23 protein-coding genes are annotated in these 19,421 nt (G+C 70.4%); 6 read left to right on the plus strand and 17 right to left on the minus strand.

From position 1 onward, the window contains the following. The first annotated feature begins 49 nt into the window (after nt 1–49). Nucleotides 50–703, plus strand: coding sequence for an RcpC/CpaB family pilus assembly protein (locus BN39_RS02025; RefSeq protein WP_019200686.1), 654 nt, complete (start codon nt 50–52; stop codon nt 701–703). Nucleotides 704–709: 6 nt separating this feature from the next. On the opposite strand, the gene BN39_RS21995 is transcribed toward BN39_RS02025, so the two are convergent. Both BN39_RS21995 and BN39_RS23365 read right to left on the minus strand, forming a co-directional pair. Further along, nucleotides 710–1,726 (minus strand): PrsW family intramembrane metalloprotease, encoded by a 1,017-nt coding sequence (locus tag BN39_RS21995; protein ID WP_051158800.1) that lies wholly within the window; start codon nt 1,724–1,726, stop codon nt 710–712. Nucleotides 1,727–1,728: 2 nt separating this feature from the next. Beyond that, nucleotides 1,729–2,256 carry a hypothetical protein gene (locus BN39_RS23365; RefSeq protein ID WP_159103219.1) on the minus strand — a complete coding sequence of 176 codons (528 nt, stop codon included), beginning with the start codon at nt 2,254–2,256 and terminating at the stop codon, nt 1,729–1,731. A gap of 72 nt (nt 2,257–2,328) precedes the next feature. Here BN39_RS23365 and mscL point away from each other — a divergent pair, with 72 nt between their 5' ends. Next, entirely contained in the window at nt 2,329–2,775 is a 447-nt protein-coding gene (gene mscL, locus BN39_RS02040) for a large-conductance mechanosensitive channel protein MscL (protein ID WP_019200689.1), read from the plus strand. A gap of 60 nt (nt 2,776–2,835) precedes the next feature. Here the strand turns inward: mscL and BN39_RS02045 are convergent, their stop codons facing one another. The 15 genes from BN39_RS02045 to mrf form a co-directional block, all read right to left on the minus strand. Then, nucleotides 2,836–3,537, minus strand: a complete 702-nt coding sequence (locus BN39_RS02045) for an MspA family porin (protein ID WP_019200690.1) — start codon at nt 3,535–3,537, stop codon at nt 2,836–2,838. A 316-nt stretch (nt 3,538–3,853) separates the two neighbouring features. Then, the gene (locus tag BN39_RS02050) at nt 3,854–5,143 is read right to left on the minus strand and encodes a hypothetical protein (protein ID WP_019200691.1); all 1,290 of its coding nucleotides are present in this window, start codon (nt 5,141–5,143) and stop codon (nt 3,854–3,856) included. A 641-nt stretch (nt 5,144–5,784) separates the two neighbouring features. Next, on the minus strand, nt 5,785–7,134 hold the full coding sequence (locus BN39_RS23370) for a hypothetical protein (RefSeq protein WP_019200692.1): 1,350 nt from the start codon (nt 7,132–7,134) through the stop codon (nt 5,785–5,787). A 146-nt stretch (nt 7,135–7,280) separates the two neighbouring features. Then, a complete protein-coding gene (locus tag BN39_RS02060) occupies nt 7,281–7,982 on the minus strand; it encodes an MspA family porin (RefSeq protein ID WP_019200693.1) in 702 nt (233 codons plus the stop codon). 67 nt (nt 7,983–8,049) lie between these two features. Beyond that, a complete protein-coding gene (locus tag BN39_RS02065) occupies nt 8,050–8,709 on the minus strand; it encodes an MspA family porin (RefSeq protein ID WP_081585885.1) in 660 nt (219 codons plus the stop codon). Between the two features lie 511 nt (nt 8,710–9,220). Then, nucleotides 9,221–9,433, minus strand: coding sequence for a hypothetical protein (locus BN39_RS02070; RefSeq protein WP_019200695.1), 213 nt, complete (start codon nt 9,431–9,433; stop codon nt 9,221–9,223). After that, a complete protein-coding gene (locus BN39_RS02075; RefSeq protein ID WP_040766392.1) occupies nt 9,417–10,031 on the minus strand; it encodes a molybdopterin-binding protein in 615 nt (204 codons plus the stop codon). The genes BN39_RS02070 and BN39_RS02075 overlap by 17 nt, the downstream gene beginning before the upstream one ends. Before the next feature lie 14 nt (nt 10,032–10,045). After that, nucleotides 10,046–11,515 (minus strand): S1C family serine protease, encoded by a 1,470-nt coding sequence (locus tag BN39_RS02080; protein ID WP_019200697.1) that lies wholly within the window; start codon nt 11,513–11,515, stop codon nt 10,046–10,048. A gap of 70 nt (nt 11,516–11,585) precedes the next feature. Next, the gene (locus BN39_RS02085) at nt 11,586–13,022 is read right to left on the minus strand and encodes a HAMP domain-containing sensor histidine kinase (RefSeq protein WP_040766396.1); all 1,437 of its coding nucleotides are present in this window, start codon (nt 13,020–13,022) and stop codon (nt 11,586–11,588) included. A gap of 67 nt (nt 13,023–13,089) precedes the next feature. Then, nucleotides 13,090–13,776, minus strand: a complete 687-nt coding sequence (locus BN39_RS02090) for a response regulator transcription factor (protein ID WP_040765748.1) — start codon at nt 13,774–13,776, stop codon at nt 13,090–13,092. Between the two features lie 537 nt (nt 13,777–14,313). Then, nucleotides 14,314–15,243, minus strand: coding sequence for a hypothetical protein (locus tag BN39_RS02095; protein WP_148281394.1), 930 nt, complete (start codon nt 15,241–15,243; stop codon nt 14,314–14,316). A gap of 379 nt (nt 15,244–15,622) precedes the next feature. Continuing rightward, complete coding sequence (locus BN39_RS02100) at nt 15,623–16,273, minus strand: trimeric intracellular cation channel family protein (RefSeq protein WP_019200701.1); 651 nt, start codon at nt 16,271–16,273, stop codon at nt 15,623–15,625. Between the two features lie 113 nt (nt 16,274–16,386). After that, a complete protein-coding gene (gene rpmF, locus BN39_RS02105) occupies nt 16,387–16,560 on the minus strand; it encodes a 50S ribosomal protein L32 (protein WP_040765750.1) in 174 nt (57 codons plus the stop codon). A 77-nt stretch (nt 16,561–16,637) separates the two neighbouring features. Then, complete coding sequence (locus BN39_RS02110) at nt 16,638–16,901, minus strand: type B 50S ribosomal protein L31 (RefSeq protein WP_019200703.1); 264 nt, start codon at nt 16,899–16,901, stop codon at nt 16,638–16,640. Next, a complete protein-coding gene (gene mrf, locus BN39_RS02115; protein ID WP_019200704.1) occupies nt 16,898–18,133 on the minus strand; it encodes a ribosome hibernation factor-recruiting GTPase MRF in 1,236 nt (411 codons plus the stop codon). The genes BN39_RS02110 and mrf overlap by 4 nt, the downstream gene beginning before the upstream one ends. Nucleotides 18,134–18,179: 46 nt before the next feature. On the opposite strand from mrf, the gene rpmB reads away from it, so the two are divergent. The 4 genes from rpmB to rpsR are packed head-to-tail and all read left to right on the plus strand — an operon-like array spanning nt 18,180 to nt 19,161. Beyond that, the gene (rpmB, locus tag BN39_RS02120; RefSeq protein WP_040765751.1) at nt 18,180–18,416 is read left to right on the plus strand and encodes a 50S ribosomal protein L28; all 237 of its coding nucleotides are present in this window, start codon (nt 18,180–18,182) and stop codon (nt 18,414–18,416) included. Next, nucleotides 18,416–18,580, plus strand: a complete 165-nt coding sequence (rpmG, locus tag BN39_RS02125) for a 50S ribosomal protein L33 (protein ID WP_019200705.1) — start codon at nt 18,416–18,418, stop codon at nt 18,578–18,580. The genes rpmB and rpmG overlap by 1 nt, the downstream gene beginning before the upstream one ends. Then, the gene (gene rpsN, locus BN39_RS02130) at nt 18,580–18,885 is read left to right on the plus strand and encodes a 30S ribosomal protein S14 (protein ID WP_019200706.1); all 306 of its coding nucleotides are present in this window, start codon (nt 18,580–18,582) and stop codon (nt 18,883–18,885) included. The genes rpmG and rpsN overlap by 1 nt, the downstream gene beginning before the upstream one ends. A gap of 9 nt (nt 18,886–18,894) precedes the next feature. After that, the gene (rpsR, locus tag BN39_RS02135) at nt 18,895–19,161 is read left to right on the plus strand and encodes a 30S ribosomal protein S18 (protein WP_019200707.1); all 267 of its coding nucleotides are present in this window, start codon (nt 18,895–18,897) and stop codon (nt 19,159–19,161) included. Nucleotides 19,162–19,421: the final 260 nt, after the last annotated feature.

Below are 19,421 nucleotides of genomic sequence, written 5' to 3' on the forward strand. Positions count from 1 at the left end.
GGGCCCGTGCGGACCGGTTCCCGAGGGCGGACCGTCGTAGATTCCGGGCATGGAATCGCTCCAGCCCACCGGCACCGAACGGCTGCGCGCGGCGCTGCGCCCGGGCTGGGCCCGCACGCTGACCGCCCGACGGTCCGCGGCCGCCCTGCTGGCCGTCCTGGCCCTCGTCATCGCGGTGACCAGCCGGCCCAGCGGCCCGCAGGCGGAGGTCCTCACCGCCGCCCGCGAACTGGGGCCGGGCGGGAAGCTCACGGAGGCCGACGTGCGGCTGCGCACGGTGCCGGCCGAGCTCGCGCCGCAGGACGCGCTCTCGGCGGCCGACGAGGCCGTCGGCCGCTCCGTCACCGGCCCGGTGGGCGCGGGCGAGATCCTCACCGACCGGCGGGTTCTCACCGACCGCACCGCGGGACAGATCCGGCCCGGGGCCCGGCTCGTGCCCGTCGCCCTGGAGGATTCGGCGACGATGGACCTGCTCCGCCCCGGCGACGTGGTGGACGTGGTCGCCCAGCGCAAGCCCCGGGCGGGCGAACGGGACGACGGTGCGCCGCTCGTGCTCGCCCGGCAGGCGACGGTGGCCGTCGCGGCGGCGCCGCAGGGAACGCGGCAGCAGGCGCGGACCGCGATGCTCGCGATGTCGGAGTCCGAGGCGCACGCGGTGGCGGCCGCGGCCCTCAGTTCGCCGCTGTCGGTGGTGTTCCGGTGAGCGGCGTCAGGCGGCGCGCAGGGTCAGCTCCCGGATCAGCCACGTCTGGCGCTCGCGCGCGACCTCCGCCGTCGCTGGGCCGTAGTAGTAGGCGATGTAGCGCTCGGCGTTGCGGCGCAGGGCGCGGGTGGGCAGCGTGGCCAGCTCGGCGGCCGGGGCCAGCCGCATCCCCTCCGGGGTGTGGGCGGCCCAGGCCAGCCAGCGGCGCTGCTCGAACAGCATCCACGTCCACGCGCCGGCCAGGATGGCCAGCGTCAGGCCGCATTTGACCATGAGCAGGAGCACGGTGACGATCGGGTTCTCGCCGCTCGGCGCGTTCCAGAAGAAGTGCAGGACGAACGCCAGCGCGACCGCCGCGGCGCCGAGGGCGATCCGGTTCCGGGCCCGCACGTGCGCGCGGGAGAGGAGGATCAGGCCGAGCCCGAACAGGCCGGAGTACACCCAGTGGGACTGGAACCCGAAGAGCGCCCGCAGGATCGACACGGTGAGGGCGCCGGTCACATCGGACTGCGCGTCGCGCAGCGCGAACGTGACCGCGTACGAGACGTTCTCGACCACTTGGAATCCGAGACCCGCGAAGGCGCCGAGCGCGAAGCCCTGCAGCGGCCGGCGGATCCGGTCGCGGTAGACCACCAGGAGCAGGGCGATGCCGACGCCCTTGACGGCCTCCTCGTCCAGCGGGCCGATAAGCGCGGCACCCCAGTGGGTGGCGCCGGGGTCGTCGAGGACGTCGTTGACCGCGTCCGAGGCGATGCCGTTGATCTCCAGCGCGAGGCCGCACGCGCCCACGGCGCCCCAGGCGAAGGCCAGCGCCCACGCCGCCGGCACGTGCAGGCGCGAGCGATCGAGGGCCGCGATGATCACGGCGACCAGGGCCGCGGCGACGCCGATGATCGGCACCGCGACCGCCACGGCCCCGCCCGCATCGGCGAACCGGGGCAGCATGTCGCGGCCCACCACGATCCCGCCGAGCACGACGCCCACCACGAAGACCCACATGCTCACCGTCTTCAGGCGCGCCATCGTCACGCCTCCTTCAGCGACCGGACCACGGCCGCGACGTCGGCGGGCGGACCGTCGGCGCTGCGCAGCGCGAGGACCGTGACGATGAGGTCGGCGCGCGAGACCACGGCGCAGTCGCCGGAGCGCCCGCCGCCGGTGGCGGTGCAGGTGCGGCCGGCGAAGGCGTCCCCGCGGAGGTCCCCGGTGAACCGGGCGTCCACTCCCCCGATCTCCAGTTCGCGCAGGCGGCGCGGCGCGGCGGTGTCGAAGTCCGTGACCCCGGTGGTCAGGCGAAGGGTGAGGGTCCCGCCCGCGGGGTGCGTGAAGCGCACCACGTCGGCGCGGCCGGTGGGCACCTTCTCCCAGCCCGACGGTGCGCGGAACGTCACCTCGGGCCCGGGCAGGGCGCCGAGGACGAATGCCTGGTCGGAGACGGGGGTCTTCGGCGTCGGCACGGCGCGCTCCACACCGAACCATCCGGCAGCAAGGCCTCCCACCACGAGAATCGCCCCCGCCGAAACGCCCGCGTCCACTGCACGGCGTCGGTTCATACCCGCTAGCATATGGTGAAGAACAACCTCACAAGCAACTCCCGTTACACGGCCACAAAGGAGCCACGGCACATGCTCAAGGGATTCAAGGACTTTCTGCTCAAGGGGAACGTGCTCGACCTGGCGGTTGCCGTGGTCGTCGGAGCCGCGTTCACCGCGATCGTGACCGCGTTCACCGAGCACATCGTGCAGCCGCTGATCGCGTCGATCGGCGGTGGCAAGGACGTGCAGGGCCTGGCGTGGCAGATCATCGACGGCAACGAGAAGACCATCGTGGACTTCGGCGCCGTGATCACCGCCGCGATCAACTTCATCCTGGTCGCCGCGGTCGTGTACTTCATCCTGATCATGCCGTACGAGGCGCTCAAGGCCCGTGCGGGCAAGGGCGAGGCCGCGGAGGACGAGGTGGACGTGCTCGTGGAGATCCGCGACCTGCTCGCCGCGCAGTCCGCGCCGCAGCAGGCGGGCGCCCACGCCGCCCTGCCGCCCACCGGCCAGTTCCCCACGCAGAAGCCCTGATCCACTGACGGACGAGAAGAGGCGGCCTCCCACGGAGGCCGCCTCTTCTGCTGTCGGGACTCAACCCAGGGAGAACCTGTCGGCCCACACGAAGACGCGGCCCTTCGAATTGCCGACCTTGGCGGTCACTTTCACGAACAGGCGTGCTTGGGCGTAGCCGGCGCAGCCGTCCACGCCGATCGTCTGATCGTTGAAGGTCAGGGAGCCCGAGGACCCCGTGAAGTCGAAACCGGTGCCCGGATCGGCCCAGTCGGGGGCGACCTCGTCGCCGGGCTTGGGGACCGTCGCGCGGTCGTAGGTGAGCATCTGGGTTCCGATCGACCCCGCGCTGAGCGAGATCGAGCCACCCGTCGACGTGGTCGTCGTCGGCCCTGCGGTTTCGCCGCCGGAGAAGCTGGGGCCGTTGATCTCTCCGCCGGCCGTGAGGGTCGCCGCGCCCACGTCGACCTGACATCCGACCGCGTAGCCGGCCTCGATCGCACCACCGTCGGCGTCCTTACCGTTCACCTTCGCGGTGATGACGCCCGAGACCCACGCGTTGCGCGTGGTGGGCAGTGCGACCATTCCCGGCGAGAGGCGCACGCTCTGCCGCTTGACGCTGACGGTGATCGATCCGCCCGACCCGATCTGCGCGGTCTGCACCGCGTCGCGGATCGGGATCACGGAGTCCGCTCCGGCGATGGCGGGCGAGGCGAGGGCGCCCGCCGCCATGACTGCGACTGTGGCGAGGGACAGGGTGGTACGGGTGTAGCTCGACGACATGGATGCTTTCCTTCCAGCGCCGCGCGAGGGGTTTTCACGCGGGGTTGGATAGCAAATTAGCACCCGCCGAGCCCATTACGTCAGCGGAAACGAGGAGTTAACGCAGAACTGACAAACGCAACCATTTACACCTCTCACCTGGCGTTTCCCGAACTCCGTAAATGCCCCGAAACGGCTCCCCCTTCATCCTGGATCCCATTCCCCGCGCCCCATGCGCAGCCTGATCGCGAGCGCCACCCGCCGGAGTCGGCGCCCGGGAACACGGAATCGCCCGCCCCGATCAGGGCGGGCGATTCCGCTCGCGTGCGGGCCCCGACTACTCCGCCGACGCCTCCTGCGTGGCCCCGGCGTCATCGGCGCCGCTGTCCTCGTCCGCGGCCTGCTCGGCCCCCGTAGGCTCCGCGGACTCGGTGGGTCCGGCCGACTCGGGCTCGTTCTTACCGTCGAGAGCGTCCTTGACAACATCCAGGACGTCGCGTCCCTTATCGGAGTCGATGGTGCCGCCGTCACCGCCCGTCACGGTCTCGCTCGACGACTCTCCTCGATCGCCCCCGCCGGTCACGGAGACATCCTCTCTTGCGGACGACGCCGGGGCCTTCTCACCGACGCTCACCCGGGCGCTTGTCGCATCGACAGCGGGCGCGGGTGGCTTCGACTGGCCTTCGTCGCCCTTCGGCAGGGCGGGGATGACGGGGAACGCCGCGTGAAGCTTCTCGAGGTCGTGCTCGACCACGTCCCGCGGAAGGCTCGACATGTTGTCGGCGAACTGCCCCAGGTAATCCTGCGCTTGCGCCGCCGCCTCGCTGAACTTCCCCGTCAGCGCCAGGTTCACTGTGGCGTTGAGCGCGGAGTAGATGTTGGCCTTGATGGGTTTGCCCTCGTCATCGATCTTTCGTGTGTCCACGATGGTCGCGCCGAGCCCTTGGTTCAGGTTGTACAGCGGGATCGAAGCGACGTCGAGGAGTTCAGTGACAGTGGGGAGCGCGAACGGGTTCGCGGCGGCAGGTGAGGCGACGGCCAGCGTACCGACGGACTCCGGCGGAAAGAACGCGCGCACGTTGAGGTCGAACAACCCCCCGGGAAGATCCATCACCTGAGTGACGACCTGGGCCATGTAGCCCTGGATCATGGCTGACGCCGTCGCGAAGTCGCCCTTCAGCGCGACCTTGTTCACGGCATCGCTCACCGCCGTGAAGATATTGGCCTTGATCGGAACTTTCGTTGCCGCCTCGTAAGCGGCGTAGTCTCCGCCGAATTTTTCAAACACGGCCTTATTTTCTGCGTCGTCGAATTGATCAAGAGTCAAGAGCGGCTCATCATTCTCGTCGACTAAAACCTTGCCCGCCTTATCCATCTTGTAACCGGTGACAACGAAGGCAGATGTCCGGATCAGCTCGAAGTTGCTGAACGGGAGAGCGAGCACTGCGAGCGGGTCCGGATTGAACGAACCCGCGCCGGGCAGGGCGATGTCACCCGGCGCGCTCGCGGCACTGGCAGCGACAGCGGCGGGCGCGGTCGAGGTCGTCGCGGCGGAGGCCCCCGCCACCGGCGTTGCGAAGATCGCTGCCGCGGTGAAGGCGGCAGCAAGCGAGGTGGTTCGATTCATTTTTCTTACTTTCCCTCAAAGTGTTCTCAAGCTGTTCTCAGCCTGGCGACAAATTACCACCGAGACCTCGAATTCCTGACACGTAAGGGATCTTTCGGCGAACCCCCTCCGACAGCAGAGAAAGAGCCGCCGGGAATGGAAGAATGAATAACACTCGACATCGACATTTGCCGTTGCATTAGCAATTCAATAGGTGGGCCTGAAACCGACCGTGAAGCGACGAGAAGCGATGGTGGACGCACCCCGCACGAGTGACGCCCGCCCCGGGCGCCGATCGGCCGGCGCGGCCGCCACCGTCGAACCTCCCCCGCTCCCGCCCAGGTCACGGCCACCGTCGCCACGCCCCGCCCCGTCGGCGACAGCTCAGGACCGCCGGTCGCACCGCGCCGCCGCGCCCTCCAGCACGACGTGATCCGGTTCACCGCAGAGAAGTCGAGCTTGTCCCGATACCGGAGCTTTGTACCGAATAGTGCAGGTGCGCAGACCGGCGCATCCCCCGCAGCGGCCCCCACACCAGGACGAGGAGGTCTCAAGCGGCGGTTGAGACCCACCCGAACCGCACCGCGGCCGCACCGGGTTCGCACACGCCAACGGCGGTGCGCCCCACAGGGAGGCACACCGCCGTCGAGGCAGGGAACGGTTCAGTTCGTCGACGAATCCGCCGAGTCCGAGGAGCCCTTCGCGCCGGAATCGGAGGAGGACGAGGCCTTCTCCGAGGCCCCCTTCTCCGACGCCCCCTTCGACTCCGCGGAGGGAGTCTCCGCGGGCGCTTCCTTCGACGCGGTCGCGGTCTCGGCCGGGGCCTGCGTCTCCGTCTCCGGCGCCTTCGTGGCGGTCTCCTTCGGAGCCTCCGTCACGGTCGGTTCGGGAGCGGCCGTGGTAGCGGCGGCCTTGTCCTTCGACGGGGCCGTGGTCGGCTCGGCCTTCGCGGTGGACGTGCCCGTGGCCGCGGTCGTCGGGGCCGCGGTGGACGTCGCGGCGGACGTCGGCGTGGAGGGAGCGGACTTCTTCGAGGTCGTCTCCTCGGTCGACGTCGACGTGGTCGGCGCGGAGACCACCTGTGCCGTCTTGTCCGCATCCGCCGACGTGGCCGCAACCGAATCCGTCGAGGTCTCGGTGGGCTTCGGCGTGAGGCTCGTGATGAGCGCATCGATCTTGTCCGAAGCCGACTTCACCTGCGCGCCGGGGAATTCCGTGATCGTCGTGACCGACTTGGTGATGGCCTCGGTGACCAGAGTGACGGCGTCGCCGAACTTGCCCTGGAAGATCGCCTGGGGCACCGAGGTCAGCAGGCCGTAGAAGTTCTTGTAGATCGAGAGGCCGGCCTGGCCCGCGGCGTACGCCGTGGCGACGGGGATCCCCGCCACGTCGAGCGCGGCGGTGAAGGGGTTGGGTGCGGGCGCGGGCTCGGCGGCAGCGGCGGTCGTGGCCGCCTCCTCCTCGGTCGCCGGGCCCTTCCCCGTGAGGATCCAGTTCACCGAGTCCGTGACGGCGGTCTGGAACAGGCCCGGCACGGAACCGAACTCACCCTTGAAGATCGCCTGCGGCACGGAGGTGAGCATCGTGTACCAGATGGTGTAGATGCCCTGGCCGGTCTGCAGTACCCGGTACACACCCTGCACGGGGAGCCCGGCGAGGTTGAGCACATCGGTCACCGACTGCGGCACGGACGGCAGCTCGACGGCGGCCGTGTCGGCGCTCGCGGCGGCGGTCGCGGTCGACGCCACCGACTGCACGGCGCTCGTGGCGGCTCCGGCGCCGTCCTGGATCGCCTCGTCGGTGACCACGACGAGGGAGCCGAGGTCCGAGAGGGCCACCGGGGCGGTGTCCGCGGCGCCGGGCGCCGCGGCGAGGGTGGCGGGGTCGCCCACGGGCGCGGGTGCGGCGGCGGGCGCCGGGGCGGACGTCTGGGCGATGGCGCCCGCGACGGGGCCTATTGCGACCGCGGCAGCGACGACGAGCGCGGACAGGGACGTGGCCTTGCGATTCATGTCTGCTTCTCCAGGGGTGCGAAAGGGTGCAGCGCCCATGACCGATCCGCGCAGTCGGTGGCGCCACGCCGACTGCGCTATTGCAAACGTCGAGAGAAAGAACGAGGGCGGTGTCCGTGTGGACACCGCCCTCGCGGTTGAAGCTCTTAGCCCAGGGTGAAGGGCTTGCTCCACAGGATCGTGGTGCCCTGCGAGTTGCCGACCTTGGTCTTCACCTTGGCGAAGAAGCGGGCCTGCGCGTAGCCGGCGCAGCCGTCGACACCGATGGTCTGGTCGTTGAAGGTCAGCGAGCCCGAGGAGCCCTTGAACTTGAACGAGCTGCTGGGATCGGCCCAGTCGGGCGAGACCTCTTCGCCGGCCTCCGGCCAGGTGGCGCGGTCGTAGGTCAGCATCTGCGTACCGATGCTGCCCGCGGACAGCTTGATCGACGCGCCGGTCGAGGCCTTCACGGACGGCTCGATGGTCGGACCGTTCATGCCGACCGAGGCGCCCGTATCGGCGTTGACGCCGGCGGTCACCTTCGCCGAGCCCACGTCCACCTGGCAGCCCACGGCGTAGCCGGCCGAGATGGAGCCGCCGTCGGCCTTGCCGCCGTTGACCTTGGCGGAGACGACGCCCGAGACCCAGGCGTTGCGGGTGGTGGGCAGGGAGACCATGCCCGGCGAGAGCTTGGCGCTCTGGTTCTTGATCGACACGACGACGGTGCCGTCGCCCACCTTGTTGGTGGTGGAGTCGCTGGGGAGCGGGATGAACGTATCGGCGTTGGCCGCGCCCGTGGAGAGGGCGCCGCTGAACACCACGCCGGCGGCGGCCGCGACCGCGGCCGAGCGGAAGGCGAGCTTCTTCATGAAAAGTCCTTCGGATGTCGCCGCCCGGTGGAGGGCGGGCAAGAGAGTCAGGTCAGTCGGATCAGGATCAGCCGAGCGAGAACGGCGCGCCGTACAGGAAGCCCTGGATACGGTTGCTGCCCTTGATCTCGACCCAGGTCACGACACGAGCCTGCGCGTACCCCGAGCAGTGCTTGATGTCGATGTTCGAGTCCTTGACCGTCACGTTGTACGTGCCGGCCTTGGTGAACTTGATCGAGTCGATCGAGCCGAGCTGGTCCTTGCGCGCGTAGCCCGACGCACTGTCCGTCGCACCCGGGGTCAGCGGGACCTCGAGCTCGGGCTCCACACCGCCGAGGCTCGCGGACGGACCCTTCGAGTCCAAGCTTGCACCCGGGCCCGTCACGGAGATGCCGACGCCGATGGGGCCGGGGAACTGGCAGCCCACGACCAGGCCGACGCCCAGCTTGCCCTGGATGTCCTTGGCGTCCTTGGGCGCCTTGACCTCGACAGAGCCGTTGGAGGTGACCCACGCGGTGCGGGACTGGGCCGTGGCCATCGACGGCTGGATCGCCGAGGAGTTGCCGTTCGACTTCAGGACGACCGACCAGCCGTCCGGCGCCGGGACCGTCTTCTGACCGCTGGGCAGCGGACCCGCGTTGGCGGTGCCGGCCGTGATCGAGGCAGCAGCCGCCACCGCGACCGCCACGACGCCGGCGCGACCGGCGACCTTGCTCATCTTGCTCATTCGTTCCCCTCACCAGGAAATTATCTGTGTGTCGCCTCGGTCTGAGGCGTCGGCGAGCGACTCACCCAGTCGCAACCGCATCCCGAGCCATCTGTTCACAGCCCTGGACCACTTTCGGTTCCCCGCAGGCCTGAGGCGACCTTCGGTTCCGGGGCAGCATATCCTCAGGTTTCGTAGGCCCGCAACGGTTTCGGTCGATGCAATTCCGTTAGTGTAATTTTCGTTTTAAACATTCGAAATACATGACAAAGCCCGGGGCCAGCGGTTATTAGGGCACGCTTCCAGGCGTTTCGGCCACTGACCTGCACATAGGTTAGGGGAACCTTCCCCTGAGAATTCACTCAGGCAACGCACGCGCGTAACCTTACTGTAAATCAAGAAAGACGTGACGCTCGTCACATGGCACCCTAAGGTGTCCGAGGTCACAGCACATCTTTGCAGACGCATGTTTTCAGGACGCGTACGGACAACGTAACCGGACCGCGGACCGTCGAACGCACAAACGCAACCTTCATCCCCCGTGGTGCGGAGGGCGGTTCTCCCGGTACCAACGCTCGGTGCGGTCACCGTCGGCGCCGGAAACGCCGGATGCCGCGCCCGGATCGGGCGCGGCATTCGGCAGATCGTCGCTCGTCTGCGTCGGAAGAACGTCGCCGAAGATCCGCGCGATCTCCCGCGCGGAGTACGTGCGGCGGCCCGGATCGGGCCTATCGGGCTTGGTCATCCCCGCCCGCGATGTGCCGGATCACGTGCGTCGCCAGCGGCGACAGCGTGGCCATCCCGTCGCGGATCGCCGCCCGCGAGCTCGCCAGGTTCACCACCACGGTGCTGCCCGAGACACCCGCCAGGCCGCGGGACAGACCCGCGTCCGGAGCGCCCGCGGCCAGGCCGGAAGCGCGCAACGCCTCGCAGATGCCCGGCAGCTTCTTGTCCAGGATCTCCTCGGTGGCCTCCGGCGTCACGTCGCGGGCACCCACGCCCACGCCGCCGATGGTGACCGCCAGATCCACGCCGCCGATCACGGCCGTGTTCAGCGCGTTGCGCACCGCGACCTCCTCCGCGGGGACCACCACCACGGCGTCCACCTCGAAGTTCGCCTCCTCGAGCAGCTCGGTGACCAGCGTGCCCACCGACTTCCCCGCCTGCGACGAGACACCAGGCTGCACGTGATCGTCGACCACCACCACGAGCGCGCGCCCCGTCACCGAGGACCCGGCACCGTCGAGCGACGGCTCGTCCGCGATCGCCGGCGCGTCCAGCACCTCGTCAGTGAGCCAATCGGGCGCCGCAGCGCCCCTGCCCTGCGTCATCTCCACGGACATCTCCACCTCTTCCGTCACCGGTCCAACCTATCGAGCGTCACCTGCGTGGTCTTCGGAGTCGTGCCGTTCGGCTCCGTGTACGTGACCGTCACCGTAGCCCCGGGCGGGTACGACCGCACAGCCCCGATCAATCCGTACCCGTCCGTGACCTTCACGTCGTCGACCTTCGTGACCACCGAGCCGTTCGGGATCCCCGCCTTCGCGAACGCCCCCGTCGGGGACACCTCCGCCACCACCGCGCCCGGACGGTCCGCCGCCGGCCGCTGTGTACTCACCGAGACGCCGATCGCGGCGTGCGTCGCCTTGCCCGAATCCATCAGCTCCTTGCTGATCCGCTGCACCTGATTGGCCGGGATCGCGAAGCCCAGGCCGATGCTGCCGCCCTGCTGCCCCGTCGCGATGGACTGGCCGAGCGTCGCGATCGACGAGTTGATGCCGATCAGCTGACCGCTCATGTTCACCAGCGCGCCGCCCGAGTTGCCGGGGTTGATCGCGGCGTCGGTCTGGATCGAGTTGATCACCGTGGCCTGATCCGAATCCTTGCCGCTGGTCGCCACCGGACGGTTCAGCGACGAGACGATGCCCGTGGTCACCGTCCCCGCGAGCCCCAGCGGGGCGCCCACCGCGACCACGTCCTGGCCCACGGCCACCCGTGAGCTGTCCGCGAAGGCCAGCGGCTTGAGGCCGCGCTTCTCGGTCTGGATCACCGCGAGGTCCGTCACCGGATCGGCCCCGACGACCGCCGCGTTGCTCGTACTGCCGTCGGAGAAGGTCACCGTGAGCCGGCCGTTCCCGGCGACCACGTGGTTGTTCGTCACGATCCTGCCGTCCGCGGTGATCACCACGCCCGAGCCGGATGCCTCCGAGCGCCCCTGATCGTTGTCGATCGAGACCACCGAGGGCAGCACGTTCTGCGCCACCTCCTGCACCGACCCCTTCGGCGCGGGCTCCTGCGCACCGTCGCCGTTCGCGACGGAGATCGTCGACGTCTGCCCGTCGCCCCACACCAGGTACGCGCCGGTCACCGAGAGCAGCGAGGCCACCAGCGCGATCGCCACGCCCAGGGCGGCCAGCGCGCCGATGCTCGGTCGACGGGGCGCCGACGGTGCCGGCATCGTCTGGACCTGCCCCGGCCCACCCGGGTGACCGGGTGCTCCCGGCTGGCCCGGCTGCCCGTACGGCCCCGTCGCGCCCGGTAGGCCGACCTGGCCCGTCTGGCCCGCCTGCCCCGGCTGGCCCTGATACCCGGGCTGGCCGGGGTAGCCGGACGGGTACTGCATCGCCGCGTAGGGGTTCGAGTACTGCTGGGTGGGCCGGTACGTCTGCTGCGCGGGCGGGGCGCCCTGCGCCTGCGGGTGGGCGCCCTGCGGGGGCTGCTCCTGGCCCTGGCCCGACGGTGCCCCGCCGGGCTGCGGCTGGGGCTGCTGATCGGGCGTTCCCGGCTGGTCACCGGGTTGGTAGGGGTGCTGCGGACCCTCGGTCATGAGACCGCCTCCTTACGTCGTCCAGACCAACGATGCAGGCGCTGTCTGTGAGGTCGCTGTGAGCAGGATGTCACTTTCCCCGGCGCAGCAGCGTCCGGGATTCGCGCCGCACGACCTGCGGTGCCCGGCCGCCCGCGACGGGGCTGCCGGGCAGCTCGAACCGCACCAGCGCACCCCCCGTATCGGACTCCCCGACGGTGACGTTTCCGCCGTGCCGCTCCACGACCTGTTTGACGATCGCCAGCCCCAGGCCCGAGCCGGGCATCGAGCGGCTCGACATCGACCGGTAGAACCGCTCGAACACCAGGTCGCGGTCCTCCGACGGGATGCCGGGGCCGCTGTCCGCCACCGTCAGCGCCGCGCGGTCCACGCCGATCTCGGCGAGCGAGACCCGCACCACGGAACCGTCGGGCGAGAACTTCGCGGCGTTGTCCAGGACGTTGACCATGGCCCGGGCCAGCGCGCCCTGATCGCCGTACACGTGCCACGGCGAGCTGGTCACGTCGAACCGCACGTCGGGCCTGCGGCGCTCCACCCGCTCCACGGCCTTGAGCAGCGCCGGCTGCAGGTCGACCTCCTCGTTCACCGCCTCCGGGGCGTCCTCGCGGGCAAGGTCCACCAGGTCCCCCACCAGCGTGCTCAGCTCCTCGACCTGCGCGATCACATCGTCGGAGAGCTCCTGCAGGTCCTCGTCGGGGATCGGCGGCGCGCCCGGCCGATGGGCCGCGATGAGCAGCTCCACGTTGGTGCGCAGGCTGGTCAGCGGGGTGCGCAGCTCGTGGCCCGCGTCGGCGACCAATCGGGCCTGCCTGTCGCGGGATTCGGCGAGAGCCTTGAGCATGGTGTTGAAGCTGCGGGTGAGACGGGCCAGCTCGTCGCGGCCGGTGACGGGGATCGGCGCCAGATCGTCGGTCCGCGCCACCCGTTCCGCGGCCTGGGTGAGCCGCTGCACGGGTCTGAGCCCGCCGCGCGCGACGGCCGTGCCGGCGACGGCCGCGAGCACGATGCCGCACGCCCCCACCACGATGAGCACCGTCCCCAGCTCGCTGAGCAGCTTCTTCGTGGGCGTCAGATCCTCGGCCACCACGATCGTGACGCCGTTGTCCAGGCGCCGGGCCATCACCCGGTTGTCGCCGTTCGAGCGCAGCGACTCCGCGCTCTTCCCGGCGATCACCGCGCGCTCGTCGTCCCCCAGCGGGACGGCCCCCGAGTTGTACGGCGTCCCGTCGGGGTAGACGACCATCGTGCGGTTGACCGCCATGTCCGGCCGGAACATGAGCATCATCATCACCGTGGTGAACTGCGTGACCGGCGAGCTCATCGCCGGCGCCACCGAATCCACCTGCTGGTGCAGCCGATTGTCGACGTCCGCGTACATGGCCTTCTTGACCACGAAGAACGCCGACGCCGCCATGAGCGCCACCGCGATCCCCACCACCGCAGCGGCCAGCAGCGTCACCCGCCAACGGAAGCTGACGTTGCGGGTGATCGGGTTCGGGTCGCGCATCGGCCGCCGCTCCCGCGGCGGTTCCGCGCGCGCGTGACGGGGCACCGTCATACCCGGGGCTCCACCGTCACGGAGGCGTCTCCCGCAGCACGTAGCCCACGCCGCGCACCGTGTGGATCAGGCGCGACTCGCCCTCGGCCTCCGTCTTGCGGCGCAGGTAGCCGACGTACACCTCGAGCGCGTTGCCCGAGGTCGGGAAGTCGTAGCCCCACACCTCCTCGAGGATGCGGCTGCGGGTGAGCACCCGGCGCGGGTTGCTCATCAGCATCTCCAGCAGGCTGAACTCGGTGCGGGTGAGGCTGATCGGCCGCTCGCCGCGGCGCACCTCGCGGGTGGCCGGGTCCAGGCTGAGATCCTCGAACCGCAGCACCTCGCTGTCGGCGCCGTTGTCCGGTGCCGTGCGACGCATCAGCGCGCGCATCCGGGCCAGCAACTCCTCCAGCGCGAACGGCTTCGGGAGGTAGTCGTCGGCGCCCGCGTCCAGGCCGCTCACCCGGTCGCTCACCGCGTCGCGGGCGGTGAGAACGAGGATCGGCAGATCGTCGCCGGCGCTGCGCAGCCTGCGGCACACCTCCAGCCCGTCGACGCGCGGCATGTTCAGGTCGAGCACCAGCGCATCCGGCCGGTTCCCCGCCACGTGGTCGAGGGCGTCCTGGCCGTCGACGGCCGTGTCCACCTGGTATCCGTTGAACGTCAGCGAGCGCCGCAGGGACTCCCGCACCGCCCGGTCATCGTCGACCACCAGAATTCGCATAAGTATCAGTCTTACCGAAGACGCGTAGGAATTCCCTTAACGCCCCCTTTCCGCACGTCGCACCGTCGGGCACCGTCGGGGCGGCGGGGGCGGACCGTCGATGCTGCCGCGGGCGGCGGACCGTCGGGGGCGGCGGGCGGCGGACCGTCGGGCTCGAGGCGGCGGGCGAGGAGGGCCGGCGGGCGGGGCGGACCGTCGATGCTGCCGCGGGGGTGCCGTCTCCGCTGCCGCGGGGGTGCCGTCTCCCAGCCGGGAGAAGGCAACCCCCACACGATTCGCCCTCCCCCATGAAACTGAGACCGCGACACCCAAAAACAACCGGGACACCTTCCCCCGGCTGGGAGACGGAAACCCCGCGAAGCGACTCCACGACCCCCCGGCTGGGAGACGAAGCCCCGCGAAGCGACTCCACGATCACCTCGGCTGGGAGGCGGAACCCCGCGAAGCGACTCCACGATCACCTCGGCTGCGAGACGGAGCCCCGCGAAGCGATTCCGCGATCAATCCGAAGACAGCCCCGGCGAAGCCGCTCCCCGATCATCCCGGGAAGGGAGGGACGTGGGGGATGACGCCCGCGCGGTCCATCGCGTTGGTCAGGATCTTGAAGAAGCGGAGGCGGTCGTTCAGGTCCTCCCAGCTCCAATGGCAGACCGTCATACCGATGGTTCCGAAATCGCTGTCGCGTCGCTTCTCGTACGCCCGACGGTCCGCGTCGGACCGGTACTTGTCGTCACCGTCGAACTCGCCCACGAGATTCCCCCAGAGGAAGTCCGCGTAGTAGGTGCGCCCATCGATGTGGAACGGGCGCTGGAGCAGCGGCATCGGCAGCTTCCACTGGATCATTCGCGCGCGGGACCACGACTCGCCCACGGATTCGCTGTTGTCGACCGAATCCCGCAGCGCGCGGAGCACCACCCGGCGTCCGCGGCGGCGGCCGAGCGCCTCGACCACCGCCTCGAGTTCGGGGAGCGGCACCGGCGGTGGATCGGTCGGTTTCGGGAACCGTCGTCGCAGCCGGGCGCCGTCGATCACGGCCAGCGCCTGCTCGTACGTTCCCGCCATCGCCACGTCGATCGCGGTGCGCCCGCGCGCCGTCACCGTCATCCCGTCGACGACGCCCGTCTCGTTCGCGTGGAGCGGCCGCGGGTGCACGTGGCGGCGCCGGCTGATGACACCTCCGCCGTGCGTGCCGTCGACCGTCGTGTGCACGCGCGCGTAGTCGGGGCGGAGCATCGGCAGCCCGTGCAGGGCCGCGGCGCTCTGATGACTGATCACCGCGCGATTGCCGTCGGCCAGCGCGGACGCACGCACCGTCGCGACGTACTCCGCCCACGGCGTCCCACGTGGTGCCCGCGTGTACACCCCCGGCCAGACGCGCCGGAACTCCCCCTTCCTGATCGCGTCGCGGATCCTGTCGTCGTCCCATTCCTGTGCGAGCAGCGTCGCCCGCGTGATCAATGTCGCCACATCAGCCCCCCCGGCTATGACCGTGCATCACGACGGGGCGGCGGTCGAGAGCATGTCCGCCGGTCATCCACAGGTTTCTCGGCGGCCGCTCGGTCATCCACAGATCCGCCGCCGCCTCTTGCGCGACGGCCCCGGACGTGCTTCGGTGCCGCCGCGGACCGTCGGGCGTGGCTCGCTGCCGCGGGGTTTCCGTCTCCCAGCCGGGAGAAGGCAGCCCCCACACGATTCGCCCTCCCCCATGAAACTGAGACCGCGACACCCAAAAACAACCGGGACACCTTCCCCCGGCTGGGAGACGGAAACCCCGCGACAACGTCACACCGCGAGCCCAAGCCCGACGGTCCGCCCCGAGCCCAAGCCCGACGGTCCGCCCGACGGGCTAGCGGCCGAGGCGGCGGCAGGCGCGGAGGAAGCGGCCGACGAGGTCCTCCGGCGCGATGGGCACGCGCCAGCCCTGCCACAGGGCGAGTAGCCGGAAGCCCGAGGCCAGCACCGACCCGACCACGAGCGAGCGCGCGTCGGTGGCTCCCCAGGTGGAGGCGAGCACGGTCGCGAAGGCGCCGGTGAGGGCGGGGATGGCGTAGAGGTCGCGTTCCTGGATGAGCAGCGGCACCTCGTTGACCAGGATGTCGCGGAGCACGCCGCCGCCGAGCGCGGTGGTGATGCCGATGAGCGCCGCGGCGAACGGCGACGCGTCGTTGTGCAGCGCGGTGAGTGCGCCGGTCGCGGCGAACAGGCCCATGCCGAGGGCGTCGAGCACCAGCACCGAGCGTTTGAGCCGGCCGAACTGCGGGTGGAAGACGAACACGACGGCCGCGGCGATCGACGCGACGGCGATGTTCTCCCAGCCCTGGAACGACGCGGGCGGGTGGATGCCCAGCAGCACGTCGCGGGCCACGCCGCCGCCGACGCCGGTGAGCGCGGCCACGGTCCACACGCCGAACAGGTCGAGCCGCTTACGGACGCCGATGAGCGCGCCGGATGCGGCGAACACCGCGATACCCGCGTAGTTCAGCACCTCGAGCAGCACGCCGCACCTCGTGACCGTTCAGCGGATCCAGGGCCACAGGATCCGAGTGATCCAGATATACGCGAAAGCGGGCCGACCTCGAAGGTCGACCCGCTTTCGCGGTGAAGATTCTTTTAGCGGCGGTCCAGATCGACCAGGCCCAGCTTGGCGGCGCGCACGAGGCGACGCGGCACGAGGTGGGTCTGACCGCCGACCTGCACGGCCTGCAGCTCCGGGTTGTTCGCCTTCCACTGCGAGCGACGAGCATGCGTGTTCGCCCGCGACATACGACGCTTCGGTACAGCCATGATTCTTCCTTCGGTCTTGACGTAAAAGCTTCTCCGACGCGAGCTCAGAGAGCTTCCAACGTCACAAGCATTGCAGTCTACCGGCTCGACGCGCGCCCGCCAAAACGCGCGTACTTCTCCTGGAACTTCTGCACCCGGCCGGCGGTGTCCACGAGCCGCTGCTTGCCCGTCCACAGGGGGTGAGAATCGCTGGTCACGTCCACGACGATCAGCGGGTACGTCGCGCCATCGTGTTCGACGGTGCGCTCCGACGTCGCGGTGCTGCGGGTGATGATCAGCTTCCCGGTGGACGCGTCCTTGAACGCCACGGGCCGGTACTCGGGGTGGATTCCGTGCTTCATCTGTTCTCCTTCTGTTCGGTCCCGGCGCCTGCGTCCGAGGGGTCTGCGGTGTCGGGGTTGAGGTCCTCGCACGGGTCGGCGTGCATCTCGCCGAAGGGGTCGGGCCAGCCGGCCCAGGCCGACGGTCCGCCGGCGAACTCGCGCTCGTCGAGCTCCGCCCAGCGGAGGGTCTCGAGCACCCGGTCGGGGTCGGCGCCGGCGACGAGCGCGACGAGCGAGGTGGCGCGGTCGCCGTGCTCCTCGTCCCACGCGGCGTTCGCCATGGCCCACCGCTCGGGCGTGCCCTCGCCGCCTGCGGCGAGCCACCGCCCGGCGGGCCCGACGCGCAGCCCGGAGCCCGCGGACTCGAGCCACAGGGCCTCGTCGGGCCTGGTGGCGAGCCAGATCCGGCCCCGGGCGTGGACGACACCGTCGAGCAGCACGTCGATCGCCTCGTGGAACCGGCCGGGGTGCATGGGCCGGCGGCCGCTGTACTCGACGAGCCGGACGTCCCCGTCGGGCTCGAGGGGCGGGCAGCCGGCGAGCAGCGGGCCGAACGGCTCCAGGGCCGGCCGGCGGCCGGGGAGCCGCTGCAGGAGGTTCGCCAGCGGGACGCGCTCGCGGGCGATGGGTGCGCCGGGCGCGAGACGGCGGAGCACGGCCCGCAGACGGGTGGGGTCGGGGCTGTCGCCGCCGACGACGAGCAGGTCGGCGCAGGCGGCGTGCCCGACGGCGAGCTGCGCAACGGTGCGCTCGTCGTCGTCCGGGACGGCGAAGCGCTCGTGCAGGTCCTCCTCGCCGAGGGCGTCGTCGAGCCAGGTGTGCCCGTCGACGAAGCCGATCACGCCGACGACCTCCACGTCGCGGGCGGCGGGGCCGGGGACCTCCCCGACCATCTCGACCACGACGTGCTCGATGGCGTGGCACAGGGCCTCGGCCTCGAGGGTGGGGTCGAGCCGGACGACGATGCGGCGCACGCCGGCCCGGCGGCGCAGGGCGCGGAGCAGCGGCAACAGGTCTTCGCGGAGGGTGCAGGAGACGCAGCCGTGGGCGAGTTCGAGGAGGGCGACGCGCTCCTCGGCGGTGCCGTCGGGGCGGACCGTCGCCTCGGTGCGCACGACCATGCCCTCCCGGAGGCCGGACAGGTCGTGGTGGATGACGACGGTGCCGGGTTCGGCGAGTTCGAGCGCGCGCTCCTGCCCGCCGAACCCGGTCAGGAGCAGGACCGGAGTTCTGTTGGAAATGATTCCCATTTCTAGTACGTTACCTTATCGACAACTGTTCGCAAGAAGGAGAATCATGTCCGCACACTGCCAGGTGACGGGCCGCGCGCCCGGCTTCGGCAAGCGGGTCTCGCACAGCCACGTGCGCACGAACCGCCGCTGGGACCCGAACATCCAGCGCCGCCGCTACTACGTGCCCAGCCTGGGACGCACCGTCACGCTGCGGGTGTCCACCAAGGGCATCAAGACCATCGACCGACGCGGCATCGACGCGGTGGTCGCCGAGATCCTGCGCCGAGGGGAGAAGATCTGATGGCCCGCAACGAGATCCGTCCGATCATCAAACTCAAGTCCACCGCCGGCACCGGGTACACGTACGTGACCCGCAAGAACCGTCGTAACGATCCGGACCGCATGGTGCTGCGCAAGTACGACCCCGTTGTCCGCAAGCACGTCGACTTCCGGGAGGAGCGCTGATGGCCACGAAGGCGAAGATCGCCGCCAACGAGCGGCGCAAGAAGATCGTGGCCCGGCAGGCCGAGCGCCGCGCCGAGCTCAAGCGGGTCATCGCGCACCCGTCGACCCCGCCCGACGATCGGGCGGCCGCCGTCGCCGCGCTGGCGAAGCTGCCGCGCGACGGCTCGGCCACGCGCGTGCGCAACCGCGACGCCGCCGACGGCCGTCCGCGCGGGCACCTGCGCAAGTTCGGGCTCTCGCGCGTCCGGGTGCGGCAGATGGCCCACGACGGTCAGCTGCCCGGCGTCCGCAAGTCGAGTTGGTAGGAGGATCCCATGGCTCAGAAGCCCGCCCGCAAGCCCCTGCGCACCCCGGCCGTCAAACGCGGTCACGTCCGGGTGCCCGACGGTGCCCTCGACTACAAGGACGTGCAGTTCCTGCGCACCTTCATCAACGAGCGCGGCAAACTGCGCGGCCGCGGCGTGACGCGGCTGTCGCCGCAGGACCAGAAGAAGCTGGCGCTCGCGGTGAAGAACGCCCGGGAGATGGCGCTGCTGCCCTACGCCTCGTCGAGCGCCGCGGCCCGCGCCTCCCGTTCCTGACCGCCGGGGATGCGGCGCCGCCTCGTGAGGGTGTGCGGCGCCGCACCCCGTCGCCCCCACCACCGTCGCCCGCGCACCGTCGATCCACCCCGTCGCCCGCGCACCGTCGATCCACCCCGTTCGCTCCCGCGGGGGTGCCGTCTCCCAGCCGGGAGAAGGCAGCCCCCACACGATTCGCCCTCCCCCATGAAACTGAGACCGCGACACCCAAAAACAACCGGGACACCTTCCCCCGGCTGGGAGACGGAACCCCCGCGACA

Origin of the sequence: Tsukamurella sp. 1534 (assembly GCF_000312385.1) — a bacterium.
Classification (GTDB): Bacteria; Actinomycetota; Actinomycetes; order Mycobacteriales; family Mycobacteriaceae; genus Tsukamurella.